Here is a 19,078-nt window from a genome sequence, read left to right on the forward strand (position 1 = left end):
AAACGTAATGACAAGGAGTGGAGCATAGATGAGTAAAACGTCTAATCCCATCATCTTGGATGTAGATACTGGTATTGATGATGCGCTGGCGATTCTACTGGCTGTCAAAAGCCGGAAGCTAGATATTCTCGGCATTACAACCGTCTGTGGCAATGTATCTCTAGCGCAGGCAACGGAGAATACGTGCAAAATACTGGAGCTGGCAGATGCGCCTGCCATTCCGGTAATTGCTGGAGCAGCGGGTCCGCTGACTCGGAAGTCTCATTATGAGCATCGCGTGCATGGACAGGATGGATTGGGCGGTGCGCTGCCTGATCCGGTAGTGTCCAAGCAGGCAGATCCAGGATTCGGTCCAGACTTTATCGTGGAGCAGGCTAAATTATACCCTGGTGAACTCACCCTGATTATGACGGCACCACTCACGAATTTGGCGCTAGCGCTAATCAAATGTCCGGAACTGCCTTCTTTATTGAAGGAAGTCATCTTCATGGGTGGCGTTGTACGAGGTCACGGAAATGTGACACCAGTAGCTGAGTACAATACGTACGCCGATCCAGAGGCTGCACGTATCGTCGTGCAGGCAGGAATTAAGAAGCTAACACAGGTAGGACTGGATGTTACACGCCAGACGTTGCTGAATGAAGAAGCGATTGCACGGTTAACCGATCCAGAGCTACGCGATTATGTGGCACAGAGCACAGCGATTTATATTAAACGATACGAAGAAATGAACGGTGTACGAGCATGTGCGCTGCATGATCCACTGGCTGTTGGCGTAGCCCTTGCCCCGGAACTGGTTGGACGCAAGTCGTATTACGTGGATGTCGAAACCGCGAGCCGTCTGTGCGACGGTCAGATGGTGTGTGATTTCCAGAACCGGTTGGGAAAACAACCCAACGCCCTCGTCTGCGAAACGGTTGATGCGGAAAGCTTCCTTGAACTGTTTATCAACGCATTAAATTCGTAAGTATGATCTTCACGGCATTGCTGTTCATTCGAAAATATTTCCTTACGTAGTCGCTGGTAGTGGAGGAGACGAAATCGATTCTGAAGAAGCGAAGCGCTCGCCTAAAAGCTTTCTGTAAGAAAGCTGCTTCGGAAGCATACGCTATCCCCGGATTATACCCTTTAACAAAACATCAAAATAAATCTGGGGATAACAGCGATCGGAAGAACGATTCGTATCCGGAACGACTGGTGCGACAAACGTAGAACGTTATTTACGAAATGTACACCAATGAAACGTGGGAATATAACCATTTTAAAAGTCAGGAGTAGAACGATGAAAAAATCAGTAATCTACTGGCTATTGCTGCCGGGATTCATATTTTTGGCGGCATTCATGATCATTCCGATTGTCCTGACGATCGGGTCGACCTTTTTTCAGGAAAACTCCTTCACGTTTGAAGGATATATGCATTTTTTCAGAGACCCTTACTTTTTGAAAATATTGCTTACCACCCTGCAGGTCAGTGTGGTCACCACGATTGTCTGCGTGGTGCTCGGATTCCCGACAGCTTATTATATTTCACGGAAAGCGCCGCGCCGCAAAGGCATTTTGCTGGCACTAGCGATCTTCCCACTCTTGACGAGCCCAGTTGTGCGCTCGTTCAGCTGGATGATTATCCTTGGACGTAAAGGGCTGATCAACAACGCACTCGTTGGCCTGGGGATCGTGGACAAGCCGCTGGATATTTTGTACACGCCGGCAGCGATGATGATCGGTCTGACACATCTGTTCTTGCCGCTCATGATTATTTCCTTGGTCGGCGTGCTGGAGAACATTGATGGTGACCTACTCAAAGCAGCTCAAAGCTTAGGTGCATCCCGCTTTACTGCGTTCCGCCGAGTTGTCTTCCCACTGGCTGTGCCAGGGCTTGTCATCGGAGCCGTGCTTGTATTTGTCGGCAGTCTGACAGCATATACAACGCCTGCCCTCCTTGGAGGCAAACAGCGGGTAATTGCCACGTTCCTGTATCAGAACGCCATGACTCTTAACGACTGGTATCTGGCCTCAGTTGTTGCCGCGATTATGATTGTGATTACATTTGTCGTGGTCGGTGTCATGAACAAAATGGCCAAAACTTTAAATCCGAAGGGGTAGACATATGCGGGAGAAACATATCGGGCTGGGCCTGTTCAGTCTGCTGGTCTTTATCTTTCTGCTGGGCCCGCTTCTGATCATATCGGTCACTTCGTTTGAACCGGGAACGGTACTCAAATTCCCACCGGAGGGATTCTCCTTCCGATGGTACGAAAATATTTTTAACACAGGCGGTTTCCTCCGCACTTTCCAGACATCCATCATTATCTCCCTGCTGGGGAACTTGCTGGCACTGGTGCTAGGGATTCCGGCTGCGTATGCACTCAGTCGTTACGATTTCAAAGGCAAATCATTGCTGAATGCCGTATTCCTATCGCCGGTATTGATTCCGGGAATCGTGCTTGGTTTCACGTTAATGAAGTATCTGATCGTTATCTATCACCTTCCAATGTATCTGGGATTGTTGATTGGACATACGATTATTATGCTTCCGTTTATCATTCGCGTTATTGCTTCAAGTCTGTCGAGCTTTGATTTTGCAGTGGAGGAAGCGGCATTGAGTCTGGGTGCGGGACGTTTAAGAACGTTCTTTCAGGTGGTGCTGCCTAACATTCGCTCCGGTATTCTCGCGGCGGTGCTGATTGCCTTCCTGGAGTCGTTCAACAACGTGGATATTTCCGTGTTCATGACTGGCCCGGGTGTGAGTACATTGCCGATTCAGATGCTGACGTACGTGGAGAATTATTTTGACCCAACGATTGCAGCCATTTCCGTGCTGCTGATGGTACTGACAGGACTCTTAATGTTCGTGATCGAACGGATCATGGGCGGATTTTCATACTTTACTAAACGTTAATTGGAGGCGCAGAACGCTATGGCATTGCTGACACTAGACCACGTATCCGTGGCATACGATAAGCAGACAATCCTGAAGGATTTTCAGTTGGAGCTGGAAAAAGGTAAGCTGCTCTCCCTGCTCGGACCGAGCGGTTGCGGCAAAACAACTACGCTGCGCCTCATCGCCGGATTCCTGGAAGCATCACAGGGCAAGTTTATGTTCGGCGGCAAGGATTACACGAAGGTTCCGGTGAACAAGCGGAACTTCGGATTTGTATTTCAGAGTTATGCGCTGTTCCCGCATCTGTCCGTCTACGACAATGTGGCCTTCGGTTTGCGGATGCGCAAGGTGAAGGACAAGGATATCTCCTCACGTGTGATGCGCATCCTTGAAGTAGTTAACCTGATTGGATTCGAGAAACGCTTCCCGACGGAACTGTCCGGTGGACAGCGTCAACGTGTGGCGATTGCCCGCGCACTGGTGATTGAACCGGATCTGCTTCTATTTGATGAACCCCTCAGTAATCTGGATGCTAACCTGCGACTCAACATGCGGGTCGAGATTCGCCGGATACAGCAGGAGCTGGGCATCACTACACTCTATGTATCTCATGATCAGGAAGAGTGTTTCTCGATTTCGGATCAGGTAGCGATCATGAACAAAGGCGTGGTCGAGCAGCTCGACCGCCCAGAGACGATTTTTAAATATCCGGCAACGGAGTTTGTAGCACGATTTATCGGATTCCATAACTTTATTGAATTTGCGGATCGCACGGATGCAGGGGACATAATTACACTACATGCGGGAGGCCGTACGTTTAATGCTACCGCACATCCGGGTACAGCTCGTATCGGTGCTCGCAAAGGGGCGATTCGCCCGGATGATCTGATCGTGAGTGGAGACACATCCGCGGGTCTTGCAAATGCATTGCCAGGCATCGTGAAGGTGAGTACGTACCTCGGTCGTAGTTACCAGTATGTTATTGAGACGGAACTTGGCGACTTCACAGCCAACCAAGAGATGGAGACGCCTTATCTTAGCGGACAGCGAGTGAGTCTTATTTTCCCACAGGATAAACTTGTATTGGTTGAGTAGTCATTGAATGTAATTGACAGTAACAGGAAGTAAAGCAGCAAAGAAGGCATGTTATGCAGTGAATCCGGTTGGGCAAGGTGCATCGTAGTGCGGAACTGTAGATAAAATTGCAGTGCAGCACGTTGCAGGTGGACTACTCATCCGGATCACGCTGAAATGCTTTGAAGAAGGAGATTATGCCGATGCGTGCAGATCAACTAATTGTGAATGTAAATGTGTATAACAGTTATTATAAAAGATTCGAACAAAATAACGTCGCTGTATTGGACGGTCGATTCCTATATATCGGTTCAGGTGGGTCAGAGCTCATTCATGCGGATGAAGTCATCGACGCACGTGGTCGTTATATGATTCCAGGGTTGATTGATATTCATCTGCACATTGAGAGTACAATGGTAACGCCAGCTACATTTTCACACGGACTGATTCGCTCTGGGGTGACTTCCATTGTGCCTGAGCCACATGAGATGGCTAATGTGTTCGGTCTGGAAGGTGTGCAGGAGATGATGGCAGCAAGTCGGGAGACGTTGGTCGACATGTTCTATGCGATCCCAAGCTCTGTGCCGGCGACTCCAATGGAAACAACAGGTGGTTCCATCGAGATCGAAGATATGGATACATTATTGGCAACGGGAGAGATCATCTGTCTGGGTGAGATTATGAACTATGTGGACGTTATTCGCGACCCGGACTGCAAAACTAATCAGATTCTTCGCCACATTCGGAAGAACTATCCCGAGCTTGTTATTGAGGGGCATACACCGAAGCTACTAGGTCTGGATCTACACCGACTGATCTATGCTGGGGTTGATTCGGATCATACACACCAGAGTATTGAGGGATTACAGGCTCGTATTGCTGCGGGGATGTTTATTGAAATCCAAGAGAAATCCATGACACCAGAAGTGATGGAATATCTGATTCAGCATGATGTGAAGGAGCATTTCTGTTTCGTGACAGATGATGTTATGCCTGACAGTCTAGTGGAGCGAGGACATCTGGATCATCTTGTACGTAAAGCGATTGGTATGGGAATGCGCCCAGAAGATGCGATCTATGCGGCGACATCTACTCCTGCAGCTCGGATGAAAATGACGGATCGTGGCAGTATCGCACCAGGTAAGGTAGCAGACTACGTCCTATTGTCCGACCTTGAAATGCTGCGTATTGATCAGGTCTACAAAAAAGGTCGTAAGGCTTACGACGACTACGAACCGTATACACAAGAACGGATAATTGGGCAGTTCCCAGCTCATTTCTACCATAGTGTGCAATTGCAGCAGCTTGGTGAAGAGGATTTTGAGATTCGTTTATCAGACCCTAAAGTTAGTGGTTCAGGAGAAGGTACGGGCAGTGTTGTAGACGCTGTTCAGGCAGAAGACAAGCCGAAGGTGAGTGCAGATCTTGCTGGTGAAGCCTCGTACCCTTGCCGGGTGATGATGGTGAAGGACGGCTCGACCTTTGTGGAAGAACATATTGCTCAGATACAGGTAGCGGGAGATGAGCTCTTGTGGGAAGAGAGTGAGTATGGACAGATTGCTACCTTTGAGCGTTATGGGGTGAACGGTAATCATGCACATGGTCTGATTGGTGGAGATACGATTAAACGCGGTGCCATCGCGACAACGTACTCCCACGACAATCACAACCTTCTCGTCGTTGGACGTAACCGTAAAGATATGATTATAGCAGCTAACAAGGTTATTTCGAGCCAAGGGGGATTCTGCGTCGTTGAGGATGGCAAAGTGCTCAGTCATCTGGAGCTTCCGGTGGGTGGCATTCTGACCGAGGAACCGCTGGCTGTTGTATCCCATCAAGTGAAGGAATTGCGGGCTGCGATGTTGTCGCTCGGTTACGTGCATTATAATCCGATTATGTCGATTAGCACCCATTCCCTTGCCGTGAGCCCAGCACTCAAAATTACCGATCACGGGCTGATTGATGTAAATGCAGGTAAGGTTGTCCCACTGGTCGTGCAATAGCGATTGTTCGAAGATCGCTTTTGATTAGAAAGAAAGCCGAATGAAATGATCAGCAACGAATATGGAACTCACTTGAAGCTCAGTAATTGGGTTCTGAGGAATACAAAAAGGTAAGTGCATGGTAGAGAGCATACCGTGTACTTACCTTTTTTGACGTCCATGTATGATAAGATGATATCTATAATTCGGATGTAGAACTCTGAGCGGTTCTCATTTTCCTGAGCTTTATTGCATAGTATACTGATCTTACGGCGCTACCTGTCATAGGTATTGCAATGAGTACATAGTTGAATGTTGAAGCAGAAGGAAATTGATAAAAAGCATAGACCATCACTACTGCGGCAAAGAGCAGAAGGCTACAGTTTAGAATGAGATGGTACACAATACGTTTATATTCAGTCGGGTATGAGAAAAATTTCATGAATATACCTCCTTGTAGGGTTCCTTGGAGTCGTTAAATAAGGTATTCATAGAAACTTAATTATAACATTCAACGGAGTGCATTCCCACATTATTCTAAATATATGGATAAATTCATTCATCCGCTCGCTGTTCTTTAGCCTTTATTATAGAAGGAATATTGTTTCATACGTTTATCTCAATTATATAGAGACGAGAGAGGGAGTCTTAAACATGATGCCACCTAATCCTAATCCTAATCCTAATGCTAAGAAGGCTATATTTTTCGACGTAGACGATACGTTATATGATCATCTCCAACCACTGCGCGGGGCGCTTCAGGATATTCCTGGCCTGCCAGACGATTTTCCCTACAGCGAGGTATATCATCGCTTCCGCTACTATAGCGATTGGTTATCGGAGCAGGAGGGATTGTCTGCTGTACCGGAACCGGCAGCTATGGAACGAATGCGTCGTCGCCGGTTCGAGCTGACGTTGGAAGAGTTCGGCGTGTCACTACAGGCAGGACAAGCAGAAGCATTGCAACAGCAATATCTAAGCTGTCAGTTTCGGATATTACCTTTTGAAGGAGCGTACGATCTGATTCGAAGACTGTCAGCCGAGGGACATGTTGTTGGCTTAATCACGAACGGCCCTGGAGCACACCAACGTACCAAGTTGGAAGCATTAGACGTATTCGGATTGATTCCAGAGGAGCGAATCTTCATCTCGGGCACCATTGGTTACGCCAAACCAGATCGGCGACTATTCGAACATGTCAACGAGCTAACAGGCACAACGCCCTCTAACAGCTACTACATAGGAGATTCTTGGCGTAACGATGTCGTAGGTGCAGTGGATGCCGGATGGAGCGTTATCTGGTTCAATCATCGTGAAGCCATGCCTGAATCACATCACCAACCACATCATGTTGCGCAAACGTATGAGGACATCAAACGAGTCCTTTTGTCTGAGATTTCCTGATAGATATCACTGTACCTTATCTATAGATACCATCTACTGAAGTTGAAAAATGAATTGAATAATATACAGCAGTCCAATCGTTAGCATACGAGGGGCTGCTTTTTTAATGCTCAGAAGATGAAGTTCCCTTCATAGAATCTTCATTTCCTAACATAGTCGAAAGCCTAGCCAAGTGAGCAAGCTGGTGTTATAATTAAAACAAGATTTAGATTAAGTCTAAATTAAATAAGTATAATGACAACTGCAAGCAACTCAATATTTACTACACATGAACTTAAAATAATGAATTCGAGAGGGGATTAATTCCATGAGCACAATGCAAACTAAAACCAACCCATTTGTAACTGAAACGACTGAACTTCACGAGGTACTTAACCGTCAGATCGCCGGCTGGTCTCTACTGTATACGAAATTGCATCATTTCCACTGGTATGTTCAAGGACCACACTTCTTCACATTACACGCTAAATTCGAAGAACTGTACAACTTGGCAACCGCTCATATGGATGAAGCAGCAGAGCGTTTGTTGACGATTGGTGGACGCCCAGTAGCAACGATGTCGGAACAGTTACGTTTGTCTCCAATTGAAGAGGCTCAAGGGCAGTTCACTGCAGAACGCATGGTTGAAACTGTTGTTGCGGATCTGCGCCTGATGTTGAACGTGATTAACGAAGGTATCCAAGCAGCGAGTGCAGCAGATGATAAAGCAACTGAGGACATGCTGATTGGTTTCACAGCCGGACTGGACAAAGAGGTATGGATGCTGAATGCTTTTCTGGGTAAATAACGGTTCTTTGAAGTCGTGATCCCTACAACCAAATCCCTACAGCGAAATCCTAACTTGCCTCCAATAAACTGCTAAACGGTGCAAGGTTATCCTATAGCCTGACAGCGATGTGTAGAGTCCGTGAACAAAGTGTCTGTTCGCTTACAAATTGAATTTGCTTACCGTATAATGAGGGCATTCAAGATGGATGGAATGGTGGAATGAACGATGCGGACAGACCTAGGAGAACTGAAGGAAGAAGCAGAACACTTTATATATAGATGTTACGATGAGCTGGGCTATTCGCGTGAAGATGCGGAGGCCCGGCTTATTGCTGTCCAACATGAAATCGAGGAAACGGGCACATACGCGCACACTTTAAAAGAACTGGAGCAAGGGTGCAAAATGGCGTGGCGTAATAGCAATCGATGTATTGGACGATTATTTTGGGATAGCTTGCGTGTCATTGACGCTCGTCATGCAGATACAGTCGCAACAGCTGCCGATGCCGTGTTACATCATATCCGGGTGGCTTCCAATGGCGGTAAGATTATACCTACGATCACGATTCTTCCTCCAGCTGGCCCACAGGGAGCACCTGTACGTATCTGGAATCATCAGCTGATTCGTTATGCAGGGTATGAAACTGCCGAAGGGATTGTGGGTGACCCAGCTTCACTGGAGCTGACTCGTGCCGCAATGGAGCTTGGGTGGCAGGGAGCTGGGACGGCGTATGATGTGCTCCCCATCATAATGCAAGCCCAGGGTGGACAACCAGAGTGGTATCCGGTACCTGAAGAGGATATCGTAGAAGTCACTATTGAGCATCCAGAACGTCCTGAAATCGCTGAGCTTGGAATGCGTTGGTACGGTGTACCGATGATTGCTGACATGCGGCTGGAGATCGGGGGAATATCCTATCCGGCCGCACCATTTAACGGTTGGTATATGGGAACGGAGATCGGTGCGCGTAACTTAGCAGATACGTTCCGATACAACAAACTACCTGTGGTGGCGAAGGCGCTAGGCCTGAGCACGAACAGTGAAACGACACTGTGGAAAGATCGGGCACTCGTTGAACTGAATGTTGCAGTGTTGCATTCGTTTAAGAAAGCTGGCGTAAGCATTGTGGATCACCACACAGCGGCCTCACAGTTTGCTTTATTTGAGCAACGGGAAGAAAAAGCTGGACGAAAGCTGACGGGGGATTGGGTATGGCTCATACCGCTGGTATCTCCCGCGACAACGCACATTTTCCACAGCTCATACCGCAATGAGATTGTGAAACCGAACTTTTTCCGTCAAGATCCAGTGCTAAATCTAGCTGGAGCGAACTCTGAGACTATGTTAGATGATCAGGATAGAGCTGCTGCATCGACTGAGGAAGAGCAGCTACCGTCAGATTCAGATCGATCCCCGAAGTGCCCGTTTGCCCATTAATATGGTGCGAGCGGGTTCTTTTTTTTAGTAGCAACAGGGAATGTGATTGCAAACGGATCAACCTTAAGCACCGCCCATGGCTTGCAGAGCGAGATATCAGGGAACAATGCAGCGTTGATGGACATCTCGTCAATCTTGGCGAGTCTGCCTTTTCCTTTGCCGGAAAATTGTGTGTAATACAATTGCTGTTGATGCTGCTGAACGAGTGGAAACGGTAGTAGGCGTGTGTTAACGGGAAAGCTTGGGCCAAACGCAGATAAAGTCAGATCAGCAATGGATACCCCGGATTGGCTAACTTGTACGTGTTCTTTGCCTGAAGCCAGCTTCTGGAATGAGAACGCAGCAAGCTCCTTCGGAATGCCCCAGTTCTCCCAACCGTTATCTACACTATCCGAGGTGGATACATATATTTTGCTAATCGTATTAAGTTTGCGACCTTGGTGCTGGAACTTTCCTGGGATGAAGAGCAGCTCTCCATATGGTCCAGCGTCAGAAGATTCATAATTCACGAGCATAACACTTCCGAGTCCCCCACTGAACTGACCTTCTAGAAAAGCAGGCACCCGCCCATGCTGCGCAACAAATTCTTTGGTGAAACGATAGATCAATATATAACCGGAGCCCTGGAGCTGCCAGGGAGCTGGATAATGATTCATTTGAATGTCTCCTCTCTGTGCTTCTGCTGAACCCACTGTTGTAATTTGGCATGCTCGTGATTCGCGTATAAACGTAAAGCAAATGGAAAAATGCGATTAAGTGTATTCATTAAACGAAAAGTGAACGAAGGGTAGATGTCTCTTTTTCCTGAGCCTAACCCTTTGACCAGAGCAGAAGCGACGGCTGTTGCCGTTTGTGAAGGCCACGGCATGGGGCTATTGCCTGCATTTTTGAAGAAATCGGTACGGGTGGAGATGGGATATATGACTTTGAAGTGTTGACCTGAGTTCAGCTCATATCGGTATGCCTCGGCAAACCCGCGAATCGCCGCCTTCGTTGCACTGTAGAGTGCATATCCGGGTAGTGGCAGAATCCCCATTCCACTGGCTGTGCACATGACGGTATACGGAAGATCCCCTTGGAGCTGCTTCATCTTCTGTGCACTGTAGATCGCTCCGAAGGTATTGATGTTAAAGATGTTGGAGATATGTTGCCAGTCTGGCGAGCCGAGCAGCTCATAATAAGCAAAGCCTGCATTAGCGACAAAAATATCAATGCCGCCCATGACGTCAAGGGCAAAATCGAATAACTGATCAATCCCTTCCTGTGTGGACAGGTCACCGACATAGGCGAATAACTGAATATCATCCGGCGTTAGACCGCCGATCTCTTTGGCTGCGGCCACGATGGTGCAATTTTGCTGGAGGAGCAGCTTCACAACTTCTAGCCCTATTCCCGAGGAGGCTCCGGTAACAATGACCTTCTTATGATTTAGTGTGGTTGTGGTCATGCTGATCCTCTCCTTCGGGGTTAAGGTTCAGAAGTGTGTCAAGCTGCCCAATGGTGTGTAGCAGCATATGGATCTGCTCGGGAGTGTAGTGGTGAAGGCTGGAGGATACCGTTGAATAGTTGAAATCCTCAATAGATTGAATCTTGGCTCTGCCTTCGGAGGTGATAAACACTTCAACGACTCGTTTATCGGTCTTCGAGGTGATTCGATTCGCGAGCCCTGCCTTTTCGAGTTTGGTCACCATCCGGCTTGTTACAAAGTCCTTCACTCTCATGCGATTCGAAATCTCGGATATTCGCATACCTGGGTATCGGATCAGAAGCTGGAGTAGGTACACCTCATTCCAATCGACGTGGAATCGTTCAACCTCTCGCTGTTCGAATAGATAAATACTCTGTAAAAATGAAAATAAAGCGTCATTCACTTGTTGCTGAGGAACTGTCTGAGTCATGGAGATCGCCACCTTGGCTTCATAGTCGTTAAGTTATTACGATGCATTGGATTGAATTCAATCTACTGCATTTATTTGCAAAATGCAAATAAATAATCGGAGCACAGTAATGCTGCTCCAATCGTCTTTTTCAGCGATGAATAAAGCAAGAGGAAAGGACTACCTTTGATGCACTCGGTAACGGCTGCGCATGACAGCTTGAACCCCAATAGCGGCGGCAATCAACAGCAGATTGAATACAAATACGGCATATAGGGAGCTATACTCAACGAGTAATGCAGCAATGATTGGAGATACGATGGAGCCGATCTCCGCAGCAGACACAATCTTCCCAATGACGTTACTTCGATTCTTTTCCGGGATATGGTCACCGACGTGTGCGAAGAACGAATCCATATAACATGCGCCGCCCACGCCTCCAATCAACATGCCCACATACACCCATAGATAAGATGCCGTGCTTAGAAATACAATCACTTCAATACCGATCATCAGCATACCGAGCATACATAACAACAAGCGATCGCCCATGCGGTCGGACAAATAACCTGCAACGGGTGCTGCTGCCAGTGTGGAGAGACCCGCAACGGTGAAGGCTAGACTGGTCTGGAGTGGATTCCACTGCATAATATGAGCCGCGTACAGAGCGAAGTAGGTCAAGAATACAGCATAGGCACTCATCTCAAGAAAGTGAACGGTGGCATAACCGATAAATTGTTGTCTCTGCGATAGCGCAGGGTTATCTGTGTCAGGAAGGTTACTTTGATCAGGATCAGGGTTTACGAATGCAGCGGCATTGGTGGGGAGAGGGGGGGCATTCGTAGTGGGAGGAGAAGAGTTCAGTGTATTCAGATCTTGCATCGCTTGTATATCAAGGTTCATCCTGATCCTGTCTTTCATGCCCCACGCTGCACCCATAGCCATAAGACAGCAGAGTGTAACCAGCCAAAAGGGGACGGATAAAGGCCAGTGTAATGCTAACCAGCCACTAATGACGGGGCCAAGAACCATACCGCCGCCTTCACTGCTGCTGATGTAGCCGTTATATAACCCACGGTTGCTTACATCGCCTTCATCCCCAACGATGGATCGTACTATTACTGTAAGACCCGTAGAGGCGACTCCTTGAAGCAGCCGCAATGAACCGAAGAGTAGAGCAGTGGACGAGACAGCAAAACCTGCCATGCAGACGGCGAGCATCAGAAGCATGAGAATCAGAGCCTTCTTGCCCCCCAGTTTGCGATATAGAGCGGCGGCAGGGATACCACCCAGTACTTTCCCGACATAAAAGAGTGCAAAAATAATGCCCATCATCCATCCGCTCATCCCGAATTCTTCAATGAATAAAGGAAACAGAGGGATGATCATGAAGCCGCCCATCTGACTGAGAAAACAAATGAGCATAAGCAAAACGAGGTTACGTCGGATATCCACCAATAAGACTCCTCTCTCGATCAAGGGATCATGCAGCAGAAAGCTGAGGGACATGTATACGTATAGATAGACATATCCACGACATTGTATGTGCCAACTGCTCAGGAGAGAAGAAAAATCAAAAAATAAAAAGACGTCCTGGTGGGACGCCTTATGTACTGTTCTTGAGTTCAGTAATGATTGCATCTGAGTTAAGAATAATTTATACGATTAAACCTCTTTCGTTTGTCCTCATCTTCCCAATCTCTGTGTTGACTAAATACCTTCAGACACTTGATTGTATTGGAGTCACTACTTATATTCTCCGCAAACTCTAATCCTTCCAGCAAGGTATCAATACCTTGAGAACGTCTATGATGTAAATAATACTTCCCTAATTCGGTCAAAAATGAGGCGTATTCCTCCGCTTTGATTGGTTTATTATACTCACCAAATGCACTGTTATAGGTTTTGTATGGAATATGCTCTTGAAAACGTTCAAGAATATCATCAATGTTCACATCGAATTTATTGGCAACTTTAACGATATTGGTTAAGGCATGAAAAACCTCATCAGGGTGAGCAGAAATATATTCGACGTATTTAGGTAGATATTCTAGGTTCCCCATAAATAATTGAAGCAAAAACTGGTTAGCCGTTGAAAATTCTTTGAATTGATTAATGATGACATGGGCTTCATCAGAAGAATCTTGAATCCATTCATCGGCATGCGCATACTGGCATGCATATTCCATTGCTTTCTCGTAATCCTCATAGTTCTCGTATACTGCGGTCTGTAGTAAACGCGCATACAGCATATAGAAATAAAAAGGACGAACAGGCTTCTTATACTCCGAAGTTTTGCGTTTGGGATGGAGTGATAGTTCATATTGAATAGAAGCAAGACGATACATTTCTTCGGAGAGTGTGTCGACCTTATGCCATTCATGCAGTGAAACGTAGACGTGAGCCAAGTGTTTGACTGCTTCTAATTGATCGGTTTCCTCCAAGCGATTCGTGTAGGGTTCAAATCTTGTAGCGGCACGCAGATTTAATGCCAGGTTATCGCTTAGTGAGAGAGAGAACAAACGATATTGGCATAGAGCTAGGCGTTCAGAATGCTGATATTTCTCAATGACACTTACACTTTCATATAATAATTTAGCTGCTTCTTTGTACTGACTATGGAATAACTCCTCTGCAACTTCAAAAAGTAAACTTCCATAATTCGTGTTATCTAATAGATTACTCAGGATAAGTTCAATACAATCCGGACGTCCCACTTCTGCACAGCGGATTAGGAAGGGACGTAATCTTCTCCAGTCCGGAGCGGTTAGTGTAAAACATTCCTCTACAAATCGAGAATAGAAGTAGTCCTCTTCTAGCCCCATAGCTTTCGTAATACCGTCAAGTTGGCTCATGGAGAATGGTTTATTTTGATTAATGAGTCTACTGAACGAACCTGAATTAATATTGGCCCGTGTCGAGAACTCACTTTGCGTTAGATTATGATCTTGTATGTATTGCAACACTTCTGTTCGTATGGTGTTAGTTTGCATGCAAGACACCGCCTTTATATATAAATCCATAATTTAGTATTAAAAACCATTTATATCAAATATAATACTATAATTTTACAGCGGTCAATATTTATTTGTAATAGGAACTTAATTCTCTACATTCTTGCCCTTCATACGTTTGCCAAATATCTGAAATGTCGACACTTATAGATGAAGAGGAACGTCTTGGATCTATATAAATTGAACTAAACATTTACACGGAAACGGAGAGGACAGAAATAACCTGAAGAAGCGGAGCGGTCGCCTGAAAGCTTTCTGCAAGAAAGCTACATCGGAAGCATAAGCTATCCCCGGATTTTCTCCTTATAGAGGGAATCAAAAAAATCTGGGGATAACAGCGATCGTAAGGTTGTTCTGTCATTGGAGTGGCAAGTGTAAATATTCTTTAGTTCAATTTATATAGTATTTAACGGAATGTCTTTTAAAACGAAAAAAAATAAGTTACATTAACCTTATTCGAAACATGGCTGAATCAAAGTTGTGTATAATGGATAAGGTTCTTTAGGATAAACCTCAAGTTTAAGGGGGCGAAATGGCATGTCAGATCAACAACCAATTATCCGGTTCGACCGGGTAACTCAGCAATACGATCAAGATGAGGCTGTACTGAAGCAAGTTAGCTTTGAGATCGAGCGAGGTAAATTTTATACATTATTAGGGCCATCAGGCTGTGGTAAAACAACCATTTTGCGACTGATTGCTGGCTTTGCAACGCCAACACAAGGCAGTATTTATTTTAACGGTACCGTAATTAACAGCGTGCCTGCCCATCAGCGGCAAGTGAACACGGTATTTCAAGATTACGCATTATTCCCACATTTGAATGTGTTTGAGAACGTCGCTTTTGGTTTGCGCATCAAAAAGATGAAAACGGCTGAAATTCGCAGCAAAGTATTGGAAGCACTCAAGTTCGTTAACCTATCCGGTTATGAAAATCGTGAAATAGGCGAGATGTCTGGTGGACAGAGACAACGTGTTGCTATTGCTCGTGCAATCGTCAACGAACCCGAAATCTTGCTGCTGGACGAGCCGTTATCAGCACTCGATCTGAAGCTTCGTACGGAAATGCAGTATGAGCTGCGTGAGTTGCAGCAACGGCTGGGGATTACGTTTATTTTTGTCACGCATGATCAGGAGGAAGCACTCGCGATGTCGGATGAGATCTTTGTCCTGAACGGTGGTGTGATCCAGCAGAGCGGAACACCGAATGACATCTATGATGAGCCGATCAACCGTTTTGTCGCAGATTTCATCGGGGAATCTAACATTGTATCCGGTAAAATGAAGCAGGATTTTGTGGTGGAGTTTGCTGGTGCAGAGTATGAATGTGTGGATCAGGGGTTACAACCAGATGAGCCTGTTGAGATTGTAATCCGTCCAGAGGATCTGGAGATCACGACCGAGGCGCAAGGGAAAATGAAGGTCAACGTAGACTCCCAGCTATTCCGCGGGGTACATTACGAGATCTCCACCTACGATGATGCGGGCAATGAATGGTTAGTGCATTCTACGAAGAAAGCTGACGTAGGTGCACGAATCGGTCTATACTTTGACCCAGAAGCGATCCACGTTATGCGTTTCAACGAGACGGAAGAAGAGTTCGATAAACGACTAGAAGCATATCAAGAGGCTGTTCATGCAGACTAAGGCGAGTGCACGCAATGCGTATCTGATTCCATATGTTCTATGGATGGTGTTGTTCGTTGTAGCCCCGGTATTGCTCGTTGTCTATTACTCTTTCTTCGATGTGGAGGGGAACTTTACGCTGGGCAATTATGCCCGCTTCTTCACGCCGGTATATATGCAGATGACGCTCAGTTCATTCTGGTACGCACTGCTCATTACCGTATTCTCTCTATTGATCTCATATCCGACGGCATATCTGCTAACTCGGACGAAGCATAAGCAGCTCTGGCTGCTGCTCATTATTTTGCCAAGCTGGATAAACCTGCTGTTAAAAGCCTATGCGTTCATCGGTTTGTTTGGTACGTATGGTCTAACCAATTCCTTGCTGGAGGTTATCGGCATTGGGTCACAGCAGATCTTGTTTACCGATTTTAGTTTTATCTTTGTGTCGGTGTACATTTTCATTCCGTTCATGATCTTGCCCATCTTCAACGCACTGGAAGAGATGAATCCGTCGCTGATCTATGCAGCGCGGGATCTAGGTGCTTCTTCATGGCTGACCTTCCGTAGGGTCATCTTTCCGTTGACACTTAGCGGTGTGAAATCGGGCTGCCAGGCTGTATTTATCCCGGCATTGTCCCTGTTTATGATTACCCGTCTGATAGCGGGGAACCGGGTGATTACGCTGGGGACAGCGATTGAGCAACATTTTCTCGTTACCCAAGACTGGGGAATGGGCTCGACCATTGCGGTCTTTTTGATTATCGCGATGGCTCTCATTATGTTTATAACTGGATCAGGGAATAAGGAGGTGCGTCATGGGAAGAAACGGAAAACTGTCTAATGTCTATCTGGCTGTTGTATTTGCCATCCTATACGCACCGATCGCTTACCTGATCTTCTATTCCTTTAATAGTGGCGGTCATATGCGAAGCTTTGAAGGATTTACATTGGAGTGGTATAGGGAAGTATTTGCGGATACTCGCTTGCTTATTATCGTTTTGAATACCTTTGTTATTGCGCTGTTATCCTCGGCCATTTCTACAATGCTGGGTGTGGCGGGTGCGCTCGCCATCTACCATGTACGCCGCAAACGAACAAAGAGTACCTTGTTATCACTGAATAACGTACTGATCGTCAGTCCCGATGTAATCATCGGTGCTTCGTTCCTCATTCTGTTTACGATGATTGGTATTAAGCTAGGCTTTACTTCGGTTCTGCTTTCTCATATTGCATTCAGCGTGCCGATCGTCGTCATTATGGTGCTGCCGAAACTACAGGAGATGAGCCCAACCTTGATGGATGCGGCGCGTGACCTCGGGGCGGGGTCGTGGCAGATTCTAACGCGTGTGGTACTGCCGTATGTGAAGCCAGGCATATTTGCTGGATTTTTCATGGCACTAACCTATTCACTAGATGATTTTGCGGTAACCTTCTTCGTCACAGGAAACGGCTACTCTACGCTCTCCGTAGAGATCTATTCACGGGCACGCCAAGGTGTATCCTTGTCCATCAACGCATTGTCCACACTGTTGTTCCTGCTGACGGTATTGCTCGTTGTGGGCTATTACTTCATTAACCGCCGCGCGGCGCGTACTCCTGCTGGAAGGGGGCTACGTCCATGAAGCAATTGGTACGGACATTTGCACTTGTCTTTGTGGCGGCCTTTGCCTTGATGATCCTTACGTCTTATCTGAACAAGAGCCAAGGCTATTCTGGCGGCAATACGCTGACCATCTATAATTGGGGCGATTATATTGATCCAGATCTGCTGACGGAGTTTGAGGAAGAGACAGGCATGAAGGTCATCTACCAGACGTTTGACTCCAATGAAGCGATGCTGACCAAGATTGAGCAGGGGGGAACCACGTTCGATGTGGCGATTCCTTCCGAGTATGCGATTAGCAAAATGAAAGAAGAGAACCTGCTCGTTGCCTTGGATCATAGCAAACTGCCTAATCTGAAGAACATTGACGCCCGGTTCATGAACCTATCGTTTGACGAGGACAACAAGTTCTCCATTCCTTATTTCTGGGGAACGGTAGGTGTTGTGTTCAACCCTGAACTGGTCGATGGGCTGACATTTGAGAGTTGGAACGATCTGTGGGACCCACGCCTGAAGAATCAGATTCTCTTACTCGACGGTGCTCGTGAAGTCATGGGAATGGGGCTGAACAGCCTGGGTTATTCCCTGAACGATACCAATGAGGATCACCTGCAAGAGGCACTCGCGAAGCTGTCTACGCTAACGCCTAACGTTAGAGCAATCGTCGGAGATGAGATCAAAATGTTGCTCGCCAACGAGGAAGCCGCAGTTGGGCTCGTCTGGTCTGGAGACGCGTCTGAGATTATGGATGAGAACGACAAATTGGACTATATGGTGCCAGAGGAAGGTTCGAATCTATGGTTCGATAACATGGTCATTCCTACCACCGCAAGGAATATTGAGGGAGCGCATCAGTTTATCAATTTCATGTTAGATCCAGATCATGCTGCTCGTAATGCTGAGTACGTGGGGTATTCCACCCCGAATGCCGCTGCATTAGAGCTATTGCCTGAGGACATCACTGAGGATGAACGCTTTTATCCCGATGAGACGCTGACAGGTAAGCTTGAAGTGTACGATAATTTGGGCAAAAAAATGCTCTCGCATTACAATGACTTGTTCCTGGAGTTTAAAATGCATAGCAAATAGCCAACATGCTAACGAACCCAACACACCTTATTGGGCTGAGTTGCAGGGATGATGAATTCTAACGAACTTCAGCGACGCTATTCTGTGAGATAAGAGGGTAGAATGCCAAAAGTAACTCTAATTATCATAAATAACGATGCTGAGATTCGTTAAATCTCAAACAAGTGTGAAATGGAGTCAATAGCGTGTCTACGGTTCGTTAGAAAAAATAAAAAGGGGTGTATCTCGTCATACGCATGTTGACGAGATGCACCCCATTTCACCCAAATCACAAAACGAAAGATCCCCTGAACTATACTAATAAGTTCAGGGGATCTT

Annotated in this window: 18 protein-coding genes; 12 read left to right on the plus strand and 6 right to left on the minus strand. The window is 46.5% G+C overall.

What is annotated here, in order from left to right:
• Positions 1–28: 28 nt before the first annotated feature.
• From ASD24_RS25405 to ASD24_RS25425, 5 genes are all read left to right on the plus strand, one after another.
• Positions 29–967 carry a nucleoside hydrolase gene (locus ASD24_RS25405; RefSeq protein WP_056701899.1) on the plus strand — a complete coding sequence of 313 codons (939 nt, stop codon included), beginning with the start codon at positions 29–31 and terminating at the stop codon, positions 965–967.
• A gap of 315 nt (positions 968–1,282) precedes the next feature.
• Positions 1,283–2,104 (plus strand): ABC transporter permease, encoded by an 822-nt coding sequence (locus ASD24_RS25410; protein WP_056701902.1) that lies wholly within the window; start codon positions 1,283–1,285, stop codon positions 2,102–2,104.
• A gap of 4 nt (positions 2,105–2,108) precedes the next feature.
• Entirely contained in the window at positions 2,109–2,900 is a 792-nt protein-coding gene (locus tag ASD24_RS25415) for an ABC transporter permease (RefSeq protein WP_056701904.1), read from the plus strand.
• A gap of 18 nt (positions 2,901–2,918) precedes the next feature.
• Positions 2,919–3,977, plus strand: coding sequence for an ABC transporter ATP-binding protein (locus tag ASD24_RS25420; RefSeq protein WP_056701906.1), 1,059 nt, complete (start codon positions 2,919–2,921; stop codon positions 3,975–3,977).
• A gap of 182 nt (positions 3,978–4,159) precedes the next feature.
• On the plus strand, positions 4,160–5,959 hold the full coding sequence (locus ASD24_RS25425; RefSeq protein WP_056701908.1) for an adenine deaminase C-terminal domain-containing protein: 1,800 nt from the start codon (positions 4,160–4,162) through the stop codon (positions 5,957–5,959).
• Between the two features lie 178 nt (positions 5,960–6,137).
• Here the strand turns inward: ASD24_RS25425 and ASD24_RS25430 are convergent, their stop codons facing one another.
• The gene (locus tag ASD24_RS25430) at positions 6,138–6,380 is read right to left on the minus strand and encodes a hypothetical protein (RefSeq protein WP_056701910.1); all 243 of its coding nucleotides are present in this window, start codon (positions 6,378–6,380) and stop codon (positions 6,138–6,140) included.
• A gap of 212 nt (positions 6,381–6,592) precedes the next feature.
• Here ASD24_RS25430 and ASD24_RS25435 point away from each other — a divergent pair, with 212 nt between their 5' ends.
• The 3 genes from ASD24_RS25435 (at position 6,593) to ASD24_RS25445 (ending at position 9,548) form a co-directional block, all read left to right on the plus strand.
• Positions 6,593–7,342 carry an HAD family hydrolase gene (locus ASD24_RS25435; protein WP_235540845.1) on the plus strand — a complete coding sequence of 250 codons (750 nt, stop codon included), beginning with the start codon at positions 6,593–6,595 and terminating at the stop codon, positions 7,340–7,342.
• Positions 7,343–7,649: 307 nt separating this feature from the next.
• A complete protein-coding gene (locus ASD24_RS25440) occupies positions 7,650–8,129 on the plus strand; it encodes a Dps family protein (protein WP_056701912.1) in 480 nt (159 codons plus the stop codon).
• Between the two features lie 207 nt (positions 8,130–8,336).
• Complete coding sequence (locus ASD24_RS25445) at positions 8,337–9,548, plus strand: nitric oxide synthase oxygenase (RefSeq protein WP_082560554.1); 1,212 nt, start codon at positions 8,337–8,339, stop codon at positions 9,546–9,548.
• On the opposite strand, the gene ASD24_RS25450 is transcribed toward ASD24_RS25445, so the two are convergent.
• The 5 genes from ASD24_RS25450 to ASD24_RS25470 all read right to left on the minus strand — a co-directional run bounded on the left by ASD24_RS25450 (position 9,545) and on the right by ASD24_RS25470 (position 14,418).
• Positions 9,545–10,204 (minus strand): acetoacetate decarboxylase family protein, encoded by a 660-nt coding sequence (locus tag ASD24_RS25450; protein ID WP_056701913.1) that lies wholly within the window; start codon positions 10,202–10,204, stop codon positions 9,545–9,547. The two genes, ASD24_RS25445 and ASD24_RS25450, sit on opposite strands and share 4 nt — an antisense overlap.
• Entirely contained in the window at positions 10,201–10,995 is a 795-nt protein-coding gene (locus ASD24_RS25455) for an SDR family NAD(P)-dependent oxidoreductase (RefSeq protein WP_056701916.1), read from the minus strand. The genes ASD24_RS25450 and ASD24_RS25455 overlap by 4 nt, the downstream gene beginning before the upstream one ends.
• Positions 10,970–11,446, minus strand: a complete 477-nt coding sequence (locus ASD24_RS25460) for a MarR family winged helix-turn-helix transcriptional regulator (protein WP_056701918.1) — start codon at positions 11,444–11,446, stop codon at positions 10,970–10,972. Before ASD24_RS25460 ends, ASD24_RS25455 begins: the two co-directional genes overlap by 26 nt.
• 159 nt (positions 11,447–11,605) lie before the next feature.
• Complete coding sequence (locus ASD24_RS25465; protein ID WP_162248975.1) at positions 11,606–12,880, minus strand: MFS transporter; 1,275 nt, start codon at positions 12,878–12,880, stop codon at positions 11,606–11,608.
• 191 nt (positions 12,881–13,071) lie between these two features.
• Positions 13,072–14,418, minus strand: coding sequence for a helix-turn-helix domain-containing protein (locus ASD24_RS25470; protein WP_056701922.1), 1,347 nt, complete (start codon positions 14,416–14,418; stop codon positions 13,072–13,074).
• A 558-nt stretch (positions 14,419–14,976) separates the two neighbouring features.
• Here ASD24_RS25470 and ASD24_RS25475 point away from each other — a divergent pair.
• The 4 genes from ASD24_RS25475 to ASD24_RS25490 are packed head-to-tail and all read left to right on the plus strand — an operon-like array spanning position 14,977 to position 18,760.
• Complete coding sequence (locus tag ASD24_RS25475) at positions 14,977–16,086, plus strand: ABC transporter ATP-binding protein (protein WP_056701924.1); 1,110 nt, start codon at positions 14,977–14,979, stop codon at positions 16,084–16,086.
• On the plus strand, positions 16,076–16,909 hold the full coding sequence (locus ASD24_RS25480; RefSeq protein WP_056701926.1) for an ABC transporter permease: 834 nt from the start codon (positions 16,076–16,078) through the stop codon (positions 16,907–16,909). The genes ASD24_RS25475 and ASD24_RS25480 overlap by 11 nt, the downstream gene beginning before the upstream one ends.
• On the plus strand, positions 16,884–17,690 hold the full coding sequence (locus ASD24_RS25485) for an ABC transporter permease (protein WP_056701927.1): 807 nt from the start codon (positions 16,884–16,886) through the stop codon (positions 17,688–17,690). Before ASD24_RS25480 ends, ASD24_RS25485 begins: the two co-directional genes overlap by 26 nt.
• Complete coding sequence (locus tag ASD24_RS25490; RefSeq protein ID WP_056701929.1) at positions 17,687–18,760, plus strand: ABC transporter substrate-binding protein; 1,074 nt, start codon at positions 17,687–17,689, stop codon at positions 18,758–18,760. Before ASD24_RS25485 ends, ASD24_RS25490 begins: the two co-directional genes overlap by 4 nt.
• Positions 18,761–19,078: the final 318 nt, after the last annotated feature.

The organism is Paenibacillus sp. Root52, from assembly GCF_001426865.1.
GTDB lineage: Bacteria > Bacillota > Bacilli > Paenibacillales > Paenibacillaceae > Paenibacillus.

What these genes read in the sequence shown, in the direction of transcription:
- ASD24_RS25475 (WP_056701924.1), top strand. Translation starts at nt 14,977, where the DNA reads ATGTCAGATCAACAACCAATTATCCGGTTCGACCGGGTAACTCAGCAA.
- ASD24_RS25485 (WP_056701927.1), top strand. Translation starts at nt 16,884, where the DNA reads ATGGGAAGAAACGGAAAACTGTCTAATGTCTATCTGGCTGTTGTATTT.
- ASD24_RS25430 (WP_056701910.1), bottom strand. Translation starts at nt 6,380, where the DNA reads ATGAAATTTTTCTCATACCCGACTGAATATAAACGTATTGTGTACCAT.
- ASD24_RS25480 (WP_056701926.1), top strand. Translation starts at nt 16,076, where the DNA reads ATGCAGACTAAGGCGAGTGCACGCAATGCGTATCTGATTCCATATGTT.
- ASD24_RS25440 (WP_056701912.1), top strand. Translation starts at nt 7,650, where the DNA reads ATGAGCACAATGCAAACTAAAACCAACCCATTTGTAACTGAAACGACT.
- ASD24_RS25490 (WP_056701929.1), top strand. Translation starts at nt 17,687, where the DNA reads ATGAAGCAATTGGTACGGACATTTGCACTTGTCTTTGTGGCGGCCTTT.
- ASD24_RS25410 (WP_056701902.1), top strand. Translation starts at nt 1,283, where the DNA reads ATGAAAAAATCAGTAATCTACTGGCTATTGCTGCCGGGATTCATATTT.
- ASD24_RS25470 (WP_056701922.1), bottom strand. Translation starts at nt 14,418, where the DNA reads ATGCAAACTAACACCATACGAACAGAAGTGTTGCAATACATACAAGAT.
- ASD24_RS25425 (WP_056701908.1), top strand. Translation starts at nt 4,160, where the DNA reads ATGCGTGCAGATCAACTAATTGTGAATGTAAATGTGTATAACAGTTAT.
- ASD24_RS25415 (WP_056701904.1), top strand. Translation starts at nt 2,109, where the DNA reads ATGCGGGAGAAACATATCGGGCTGGGCCTGTTCAGTCTGCTGGTCTTT.
- ASD24_RS25460 (WP_056701918.1), bottom strand. Translation starts at nt 11,446, where the DNA reads ATGACTCAGACAGTTCCTCAGCAACAAGTGAATGACGCTTTATTTTCA.
- ASD24_RS25450 (WP_056701913.1), bottom strand. Translation starts at nt 10,204, where the DNA reads ATGAATCATTATCCAGCTCCCTGGCAGCTCCAGGGCTCCGGTTATATA.
- ASD24_RS25405 (WP_056701899.1), top strand. Translation starts at nt 29, where the DNA reads ATGAGTAAAACGTCTAATCCCATCATCTTGGATGTAGATACTGGTATT.
- ASD24_RS25435 (WP_235540845.1), top strand. Translation starts at nt 6,593, where the DNA reads ATGATGCCACCTAATCCTAATCCTAATCCTAATGCTAAGAAGGCTATA.
- ASD24_RS25445 (WP_082560554.1), top strand. Translation starts at nt 8,337, where the DNA reads ATGCGGACAGACCTAGGAGAACTGAAGGAAGAAGCAGAACACTTTATA.
- ASD24_RS25455 (WP_056701916.1), bottom strand. Translation starts at nt 10,995, where the DNA reads ATGACCACAACCACACTAAATCATAAGAAGGTCATTGTTACCGGAGCC.
- ASD24_RS25420 (WP_056701906.1), top strand. Translation starts at nt 2,919, where the DNA reads ATGGCATTGCTGACACTAGACCACGTATCCGTGGCATACGATAAGCAG.